The sequence below is a fragment of the Acidithiobacillus sp. genome, from assembly GCF_023255755.1.
Lineage (GTDB): Bacteria > Pseudomonadota > Gammaproteobacteria > Acidithiobacillales > Acidithiobacillaceae > Acidithiobacillus.
In genome coordinates, this window is record NZ_JAGDVS010000135.1 from 1 (window position 1) to 9,216 (window position 9,216).

Annotated in this window: 11 protein-coding genes; 6 read left to right on the forward strand and 5 right to left on the reverse strand. The window is 53.1% G+C overall.

Annotated elements, in window-relative coordinates:
• Positions 1–8: 8 nt before the first annotated feature.
• The 4 genes from Q0C48_RS09330 to Q0C48_RS09345 all read right to left on the reverse strand — a co-directional run bounded on the left by Q0C48_RS09330 (position 9) and on the right by Q0C48_RS09345 (position 2,581).
• On the reverse strand, positions 9–305 hold the full coding sequence (locus tag Q0C48_RS09330) for a CopG family ribbon-helix-helix protein (protein WP_226819947.1): 297 nt from the start codon (positions 303–305) through the stop codon (positions 9–11).
• Between the two features lie 309 nt (positions 306–614).
• A complete protein-coding gene (locus Q0C48_RS09335) occupies positions 615–1,151 on the reverse strand; it encodes an RES family NAD+ phosphorylase (RefSeq protein ID WP_291523695.1) in 537 nt (178 codons plus the stop codon).
• On the reverse strand, positions 1,148–1,528 hold the full coding sequence (locus Q0C48_RS09340; protein WP_215889259.1) for an antitoxin Xre/MbcA/ParS toxin-binding domain-containing protein: 381 nt from the start codon (positions 1,526–1,528) through the stop codon (positions 1,148–1,150). The genes Q0C48_RS09335 and Q0C48_RS09340 overlap by 4 nt, the downstream gene beginning before the upstream one ends.
• A gap of 561 nt (positions 1,529–2,089) precedes the next feature.
• Positions 2,090–2,581 carry a nucleotide-binding protein gene (locus Q0C48_RS09345; protein ID WP_291523696.1) on the reverse strand — a complete coding sequence of 164 codons (492 nt, stop codon included), beginning with the start codon at positions 2,579–2,581 and terminating at the stop codon, positions 2,090–2,092.
• 1,428 nt (positions 2,582–4,009) lie between these two features.
• Here Q0C48_RS09345 and Q0C48_RS09350 point away from each other — a divergent pair.
• From Q0C48_RS09350 to Q0C48_RS09365, 5 genes are all read left to right on the forward strand, one after another.
• Positions 4,010–5,257: an integrase family protein gene (locus tag Q0C48_RS09350; protein WP_291523697.1), complete on the forward strand. Its 1,248-nt coding sequence runs from the start codon at positions 4,010–4,012 to the stop codon at positions 5,255–5,257.
• 8 nt (positions 5,258–5,265) lie between these two features.
• Positions 5,266–6,018 carry a hypothetical protein gene (locus Q0C48_RS09355; RefSeq protein WP_291523699.1) on the forward strand — a complete coding sequence of 251 codons (753 nt, stop codon included), beginning with the start codon at positions 5,266–5,268 and terminating at the stop codon, positions 6,016–6,018.
• 171 nt (positions 6,019–6,189) lie between these two features.
• Positions 6,190–6,396: a helix-turn-helix domain-containing protein gene (locus tag Q0C48_RS14705; RefSeq protein WP_366937035.1), complete on the forward strand. Its 207-nt coding sequence runs from the start codon at positions 6,190–6,192 to the stop codon at positions 6,394–6,396.
• Between the two features lie 2 nt (positions 6,397–6,398).
• A complete protein-coding gene (locus Q0C48_RS09360; protein ID WP_291523700.1) occupies positions 6,399–6,599 on the forward strand; it encodes a hypothetical protein in 201 nt (66 codons plus the stop codon).
• Positions 6,600–6,695: 96 nt separating this feature from the next.
• Entirely contained in the window at positions 6,696–7,457 is a 762-nt protein-coding gene (locus Q0C48_RS09365) for a hypothetical protein (RefSeq protein WP_291523702.1), read from the forward strand.
• A gap of 70 nt (positions 7,458–7,527) precedes the next feature.
• Here the strand turns inward: Q0C48_RS09365 and Q0C48_RS09370 are convergent, their stop codons facing one another.
• Complete coding sequence (locus Q0C48_RS09370; protein WP_291523703.1) at positions 7,528–8,880, reverse strand: IS1182 family transposase; 1,353 nt, start codon at positions 8,878–8,880, stop codon at positions 7,528–7,530.
• 68 nt (positions 8,881–8,948) lie between these two features.
• On the opposite strand from Q0C48_RS09370, the gene Q0C48_RS09375 reads away from it, so the two are divergent.
• The coding region (locus Q0C48_RS09375) for a DUF72 domain-containing protein (protein ID WP_291523705.1) at positions 8,949–9,216 on the forward strand (268 nt) is incomplete at its 3' end.

Sequence of the window (9,216 nt, forward strand, 5' to 3'; positions counted from 1 at the left end):
GGACCAGATCAGACGTGGCAATGGGGAGGCTCCACGTCTTCGCCCGCTTCCAGGCACGCCATCCAGGTATCGGCCTCTTCCTGCGTGACATGAAGCCCCGTGTCCTGATAGGCCTCCCAGGCCTGAATACCTTCCTGCCGCAACGCTTCCTGCTGCTCTTCCCTCTCCACAAACTGGCGGATCGCTTCTTTCATGAGCCAGTGCATAGAACGGTGACGGGCGTCGCCCAGACGCTGGATACGCGCCTTCATTTCGATATCTATCTTAACCGCCATGGGTACGGTAGGGGGAACGGATGTGGACATGATCAAGCTCTCCGAGGTATTTATTAGTATTAATATATTATACCTATTCAACCATCATGAAAATCCACCTGCGTGGGATTTGATCCGGTCTTTCCTCACAAACCACCGTTTTCGAGAGTCTTCAGATGGTGGTGATTGTTGCACAGTAAATCAAAGGGTTGAAATTCTCGAAAACCATTCTCAAAAGACTGCTTCGGTTTACAGCCATGGTGACGAATTTCGAGAACATGATGGTCAGCCCGCTGGACGACTGCTTACGCTGCCCTGCCGCCATTGAGACTAGAACCGACCCGTACACAAGCCATCGGGTTACTTTGACGTTCTCTGCCATGATTGGTCATCACGAGGCAGGCTTCCCTCTGGATCATGCACACGCAATGCGGATGGCGGAAGAGCGCTGGAATTGAAAACTACCAGATTGATGCCACCGACGTGAAGCATCGAAGGATACAAAATGCCATCGGCATTTTCATCCAGCGCTAAATCACCCAATACCCAGCTCGCTGGCTCCACTTTTTCGTCAAAAGCGAGTTTTCGCCAATTACAGGCGTACTCAGCCCACAGAGGGTGCCAGTTACCCGCCTTGTACCCGGCAGAAAAATCAACCACCCGCAATCGAGTAACCAGAAACAAGGCCAGTGTCCCAGGGGGTAATAAACGCGCATCCTGCTGATATTCTGCAAGGGCGGTTTCGGCGCTTCGCGAAAGATATAGCGCTTCCAAGCCCGGTCGATTGAATCGCCCACCTTTAGCCACCGCGCCGGCTCCTGACGTCGGTGCGTGCGACCAGCGCGGAACGATGAAGCGATAGAAGACTTCATCGTCGCCAATATCCCGCAGAATCATCCAGTCGCGCCGCCCGCGATGGATTCAATGTAGTCGATGACGACTTGCGCCTTACCCTGCCGTACTAACGTATCGGGAGTCAGGTAGTCGAAGTCCGGTAAGGGTTCATTCATAAACCAGAAGATGGCTTGGTTGCGGTCACCATCTGCCACGCACTCTGCTGCTGCCAGGACGCGCACGACTTCACGCAGATAGTGTTGCAGATCTTCATTCTGCGGGCGCGCTGTCGGGGTGTTGCGACTGACGCGCGCACGTTCGGCCACGCTCTGAATTTGCAAGCCCAGAGCGCGCCCGACGCGACGGGGAGACAAATAGGCGTGATCTGGCTCTCGGAAAGTTTCGGCAAGGCTGTTTGTAGGGGCGAGGACTGCGTGCATATAAGCTCCAATAGAGAGGTGTCACCTACGGTATGCACGAATTATGCACGTAATTTGATATGTTGCCAATCCATTTCCTGTTGGCAATCTTGTCAGATAGATCGCCCATCCGGTCAGGGCGCCTGTCTTTTCCTTCAGATACTGATGGCGATCGTAATTAATGTTACGGCCCGACCCTCACTAAGCGCATGGCTTAGAACTCGTCTTCTGACGTCTTTGGTCACGCTAGGGGGGGCGGTGCAAGCTCAGTTTCCAGCGGTCCATGAGGCCGGATAAGGTTGATACTGAACGGCGTTGACAAGCGACGCGCTACGGCTTGCAAAATGAGTTATGATTAAAACGTTCCGCCACAAAGGCCTCGAAGCGTCTTACCCGCACAGGCAGCAAAGCGGGAAACCAGCCGTCACACGCTGCCAAGTTATGGGTGCTTCTCACTACATTGGATGCAGCAGAGGTCCCGGAGTAAATGAAATGCGCCGGGGTGGCGCCTACATAAAGAGAACTAACGTCTGAATTCACTGGCCTGGGCGGTTTTATGCGCAAGCTTGGTGAAATGATGGGTTAAGCAATTGCATAGCCAGATGCCTTGAGGTCTTTGATGATGCTATACGCAACCTCCTCGATGCTATTTGCAAATTTTTTATAAATCATTCCGCTTACGTCGCCAGGCAATGAAACATCGCCTGTGTAAAGGCAGCAAACTCTTGATCTGCCCAGTTTACCAATAAAATATCCGAACTCAAAAATTACATTCGGCCTTGCTCTGTACTCTTTCTGTCTCGCATCGTCGTCCTTGCTCTCATCGGCCTTGATGTAAGAAATTTCATCTGGTGTTAGCAATATAAATGCATAACCAACGTCACTGTATTTTTCGAATTTTTCAATGATTGTTAACCCTTCATCGGCCTGCCTGTGCAAAACCACTGGCGCCAAGCCAATTTCATGCAAAAACACTTCGAGATTAGTTTTTGCAATTTCATCGTGCCCATGAACCACAAATACGTTATTTGTCTTTGCGGGAGGTCGATGTGGTATATTTTCCTGAGTAGCCATCGGAGCGGCGGCATTGGTTAATGGTATCAATTAAAGTCGCTCAATAATTGAGTCTACCCGATGGATTTTCTGGTCTATGTCTTTGTATAGTCCTGCAATTTTTTCGCCAAGCGATGACTCGAACATGGCATATACACCAATCGCTCGCGAATACTCATCTGCAAGCTCTTCGGTCGAAAAATTCTTTTTAGAAGTTCCGCATTAAACGAATTCCATTTACTGTATTCGTTTTTTGCAACATCAAGTGCTTCTCGTGAATTTATCTGAGCTTGTTTTAGTTCGAGCCATTTCTGACTTCTTTCCTGAAGTCTTGATTTTGCATCGTCCCGAGATATCAGTAGCTCAGCAGGAAGCTTGGGCTCCGTGGTTGTTTTTTTTCCTTGTTGCCACAGTTTTCCCCTTGGTTGCCTAACAGCTAATGTAGAGATCGGTGGGTCAGGATATTGTTTGATATAAAGACGTCACCATTAACACCATATCATCATTATTTAACAATATTATTTATTCACTTGGTTTCTGTATGCTTATATGAAAACGCGGGTCCAGCACTGTACCCTTTTGTGCCTTGGCATTATGCACCAATTTTTTGTCGCCAACCATAAGAGCGAACATCATGGAGTCACACCGCACACTGCCCCTCGGATGGATGGCAGGTTACGCTGCGTTGCTGTCGCTCGCAGCCGCAGGGCGAAGGGCAGCAATAAGTCGAGAGTTCGCACTCATCAAAGCAGAAAGCAGTCGATCGGAAAATCCAAATTCTCTCTGCCATGCTGTGCTCCAACCGGTTTTTGCGCAAAACGGTAGGGCGCGTCTTGCCAACCAGTCCTTGCACGCAACAGGTATTTCTCCCATTGCCGTCTCATGAACCCGGGTCAACCACTTTCTGCATATAGCCCAAGAACCAGAGGCGGGCATTTAATCGGCGCGATAACATCCCAGAAACGCACCGCCTGGCCAGGATCAGTCCGGCTAACCCTTTTTCTCTCTGAGGTTAGCCCTGGGTTAGCCCGTAAAAATGAAGGCACCTAGCAAATTGCGCTAAGTGCCTGTTTTTATGGTGCTGGCGAGAGGAATCGAACCAACGACCCACTGATTACAAATCCTTTGTAGCCCTGTTTTAGCCTGTTTTAGCTCGACACACAAAAGCCAGCAATCGTTTGAAAGCCCCGTATCTATAGGCTATACTTCGTTTGAAGTTGTAAGCGGCGGTTTTCATCCATCTGCTTACAATCTGCTTACACGAATCTTACAGAAAGTCTCAGGGTCCGCTGGTCGTAAACCAGTTTTTTAGGAATACCCTCTGCGATTCTTGCGATTCTTGCGATTGTGAATTGTAACTTATTGAATCATAAAGGGCGGAAAGGTAAAAACCCCTGCAAAATGCGTCTGCGATTCTTTGCGATTCTTGCGATTCTGGAGGAAGTGGTCATGGCGAGTCTGAAAACGAAGATCAACGGGAAGAAAATCAACAAGGGTGCGGTCGACGACGCGGAAGCCCCCGCCACCGGGCAAGCGTTTATCTGGGACACCGAGATCAAGGGCTACGGCCTGCGGGTCACCAGCGGCGGCACGAAGACCTTTATTGTGCAGAAGCGCATCGGCGGGAAAGACCGGCGGGTTACGCTCGGCAGGTATCCAGAGATCACAGCGGAGGCGGCCCGTAAGCTGGCGATGACCCACATTGGCGAGATCGCCAGCGGCAACGACCCCATTGCTGCGAAGGCCACCGAGGAGGTGCAGGCCAAGACTCTGCGGGAAGTGATTGCCGACTATCTCGATATGGGCACCGTGAAGGCTTCCACGGCAAAAGACTTGCAAGGAACGCTCAACATCCATTGTGCTGCATGGATGAACAAGCCTGTGACCAAGATCACGCGGGATATGGTGGCGAAACTCCATGCCAAGATCGGCAAAGAGTTCAACCCCAAAACAGGCGGGACAAAGCAGGCGACGGCCAACAAGGTCGCTCGGTATCTGAAACTCTTGTTGAACTTCACACAAGAGCAATATCGTACTGGCGACGACCTGCCCATCATCGCCAGCAATGCGACCGCCGTGCTGAAAAAACGCATGTACAAGGTGCAGCGTAGGACCGGCCATCTGGAACCACACCAGATCAGATCATGGTGGCAGGCGACTGGAGCCTTGCAGGACTCGGCGCGGGATTACCTGCGGACCATGCTCTTGACCGGCCTGCGCTCATCAGAGGCCATCAATATGAAGTGGGTCGACGTGGACCTTGAGGGCAGGACATTCACGGTCAGGGACACAAAGAACGGCACAGATCACACCTTGCCTATGGGCGCATGGCTCACAGACATGATTGCGGAACGTCCCCGGCACAACGAGTTCGTATTCAGCAGCGAGCGCGGTCGCCCTACCAATCGGCGCGGCGGCATCGACAAGGCGGCGGAGCTTTCCGGGCTGGACATTCAGCGGCATGACCTGCGGCGAACATTCCTGACCGTAGCGGATGCCGTGGACGTGCCCTATTACGCGCTGAAAGCCCTTGTAAACCACAAGAGCGGCTCCGGCGGCGACGTTACTGCGGGATACATCCAGATCACCAGCGAGCGGCTCAGAAAGCCCATGCAGGCCATCGAGAGCTACATCCTGGCGGCGGCAGGGGTCACGGCTGGCGCTGAGGTCGTGCAACTGCGGGGGGTGGTGCAATGAGTCTACCTGTGGAAGATGGAAAGCTAGGCGGCTTGCCCAAGCCTAAACCCTCCTTCGAGTGGTTTTTTGTTTCTGAGGTTATCGAATCTGGGACCACATCCGATCAGATTCTCCGACTATGGGAACAAGGGCGTGTGAACATGTGGGTCACGCTCCCAGCCGGGGTCTACCGACTTCCTGACAACTCCCAGATTTTTCATATTGAATCATTTGGACCACTGCAAATAAGCAATGAAGCTCTGCCTGATATGGCGAACTACGGACAAGCCCAGATTCACCGTGTAGCCAGCCCACCTAAATATGACGAGCAATGGCGCGTGATCGACTCCGGTCAGATCTTCGACTTGCCAGATATGCCCCCGATCAAGTTTGAGCGACTACGGATAAGGCACGATGATTTTGCGAATATTATTGCGTGGGATGAAATGGCAAAAGCGTGTGCAGAATCTCACCCAGAAATAAGCCACCCTGAACCAGCCAGCACGGACTGCGAGGAAAAACCAGATCAGGAACCGCCAAGCGAGGCAGCACCATCGGCAGGACGCAAGCGCAAAGTGCCTACAGACGGGCAAGCGGAAGCCGACAGGGTGGCTTGTGAACTATACGAACGCAACCCCGACGAATCCCCGACAAAAAACCAGATTTGCGATGCACTTTCAAAAGCCCACGGTGGATCACCGTCAACGTGGAACGGCAGATTCAGTAGCGATAATTGCCATAACGCCATCATGCGTTACAAAAAGCTAAAAGAGCGCAAATAGTTTTTTAATCTGCCTTCGTTTTACTCCCTGCATACATATCAACAAGCCCCCATAAACAGGGGCTTTTTTAGTGCTCATCGCTCATCGTTTGCGCTGGTTTTAAACTCTTTTTACGTCTTCATAATTGGTCATGTGGTTATCAGCAACCGATGACAATATGAGGACTCACAAATGGCGGCGCAAATCTTTGAAGATGGCAGCACCTACACACAGGCGGAAGCGGCACCAAAGCTGCGGAAGTCTAAGAGTTGGTTCGAGCGTAGCAGGTGGGCAGGCAACGGACCGAGATACATAAAGGTCGGTCGATCAGTCCTATATCTTGGGAAAGACTTAAACGAATGGCTTGAGTCTCAGTCCCGCTTGAATACGGGACAATAAAAATGGACGCCCCTATCAAGAACGCCCAGCACAACGCACCGATAAACAATAGCACAATCAAAGCAATCCGGCACCTTCTCAACGGCCTTGATTCCTTGCAAAAAGTCGAACATGCAACGGACGCGGCTTGCATCATCGGTCGCTTTATCTCCGATGGAATCCGGGTCGAAATTGACCGGCTTTGGGGTCGCGGCGATGAATGACGCGGCCATCATCCTGCTCAGTTACGCGGCCACTGTCACAACTGGCAGCGTGGTCGTGGTCGCGGTCGTCGTGTACAGCATGTGGAGGCACCGGCCATGACCCAGCCCTTCCAATTCGGCATGGTCCAAGCCATCCGGCAGCCTGCCATCAAGCCGGTCAGCACCACATGGGAAAGATTCTGCAAGGCTCTGGAATCTCCAAAAATCCGCGACCAGAAAGACGGCCCCGGCGCTGTTTTCGCCACCTTCAGTAAACAGTGGCGTAACCGCGAAAACGTCTTAACCGTGACCGCATTGGCCTATGACTTGGAGCAACAGGCGGTAGGCCCAGCGATACCAGCACCAGCAGCTATAGCTCAAGACTTGCAAGGTCTCGGTCTAGCCTACGCGGTATGGACCACCTTCTCAGACCGACCAGAAGCTCGGCGGATCCGTGTGGTGCTACCCATCGAGGGAGGTCTGGAACCGGAACTGCTCCGGGCGGCGTATCACCTCCCCTTGAAGTACCTGCCCATCATCGCCCAGGACATGCTCGACGCTACATGTGCGGAACCGGCACGCATGATGATTTTGCCAGCGACACCGGCAGATCGGCGCGACCAGTATGAGTGCTACTGCTCAACGTCCGGCGATTGGCTCCAAGGCTCATCGCTGGCGCTGACCGCTACCGAAGTGCTCCGGGCGGAAAAGGATGCAGCAGCGGCCAAGCAAGCGCGATTCAGGCCCGGTCCACTTAGTGGTCGGGAGTCGGTCATTGAGGCCTTCAACAGAGAACATCCGGTCGAGGAGATTCTGGAGGCTAGCAGCCCGTCGGTTTTAATTTTGGAGTGCTGCGAATTACTGCCCAGGAATTTTTGAAAATACCATTTTTAGGGGGTTTTGGCGCAGTTATACCCGGTTTTCTGCTGTTTTTATCCATTTTCCTGTCCTATAGGCGCAATACGGCCATGCGTTTCACATTCCACGCGAGGCAAACGAGGCTCCATTCCCCCTGTACCTGTGTCAAGCCGCGCAATGAGAACTGCCGGAAGCCCATCACCGATTTGATGATGCCAAAGACCGGTTCTACCGTTTGCTTGCGGAGTCGGTAGATACCGCGACCCACCTGGGTCTTCAGTCGATGCATCATGGCCTGCATACGGGTGGCATCCTCTGCCAGCGCTTCCGGCTCGGTATGCCGCTGCCGCCAGTCCGGATGGTGATTTTCCCGAGCGACGGCAATGTAAGGAGTGATACCCAGCACTTCACAGGTTTCGACATTCTTTTCACTGCAGTAACCCGTGTCGGCTACGAGGGCTTCTATGGGACCTAATGCCGCAGCCTGAGCTTGCAGCGTTTCCAGCATCGGAAGCACTTGCTCTTTGTCATTCGGTGCCTGACTGACTCCAGTGGCCACCACCAGCATGGTCTGGTCATCGACGGCGGCCTGGGCATTGTAGGATTGTTCAAAGCCACCACCCGAGACCGGCATGATGCGGGATTCTTCATCCGTGAGGTTGACCTGATCTTGCACTTTCGGGGTGGGATCAGGAGCTTTGGGTGCTTTACCCAGACGTTTCTGGCCACTGGCTTCACGCTCGGCACGGCGGGCCATCTTCTCGTCGTAAAGGAATTTTTCCCTTTCATAACGGGCCTGCGCCCGTGCGGCAATTTTGCTTTTGGCATCGGCCATCACCGCCAGCCGGTCTTTGCGACGGGAGATCTCTTCGGGCAGGTTTACCCCATCCGGGATGGCGCTCTGATCTGCCTGCTCTGCCAGCGCAAACAGTTCCTGCACTTCGGCCTTCAGCTGCCGCTCCATCTGTTCGATATGTCCGTGGGACAGGGCTTGATGCTTGGAGGCGTTGGCGTGGATCTTGGTGCCATCCAGGCACACACGACCCACCTTTAGCAGTTTCATTTCTTGTGCCAGTTCCAGCACCTGCACGAACAGATTTTGCAGTTCCCCCAGGAAACGGCGGCGGAAGTTTGCCAGAGTATCGTGGTCTGGATGACTGCCTGCTGCCAGATAACGGAAGGCTACGGAATCGTAGGTGGCCTGTTCCAGTTTGCGGCTGGAAAACACGCCGTTGGCGTAACCGTAGACCAGAATGGCCAACAGCGTTGCCGGATGATAAGCCTTGCAGCCTCGACCCGCATATTGCTTGACCAGGCGGGACACATCCAGTTGCTCGATCACCTCGACAATAAAGCGGGCAAGATGCCCTTCGGGGAGCCAGTCCTCCATGGAAGGGGGCAGGAGGTAGGGGGTTTTGCGGTCGGGGTCGATAAAGTGGATCATATTTAAGTCATCACATTGAATTATAAGTAATTATAGATCAATTCAACGCAAAGAGAAAGTCCGACAAGCTGCTAGGACCCGTTCTCTTCCAACTGCCACCCCACTGGAGACGGAATGCCGAGCGCCTGGAGGAATTTTTACGGGCGCTGCCTTCCGGACACCGCTACGCCTTCGAGATGCGCGACCCAAGCTGGCATCATCCAGAGATCTACGCGCTGCTCAGGGCCTATAACGCCGCCTTTTGCTTCTTCGACATCGCGGGTTTTCAATCTCCCATCCAACTGACGACCGATTTAGTAAAGGGTTGTCTGATGCCTGCCCACACGGAGGCTGGGT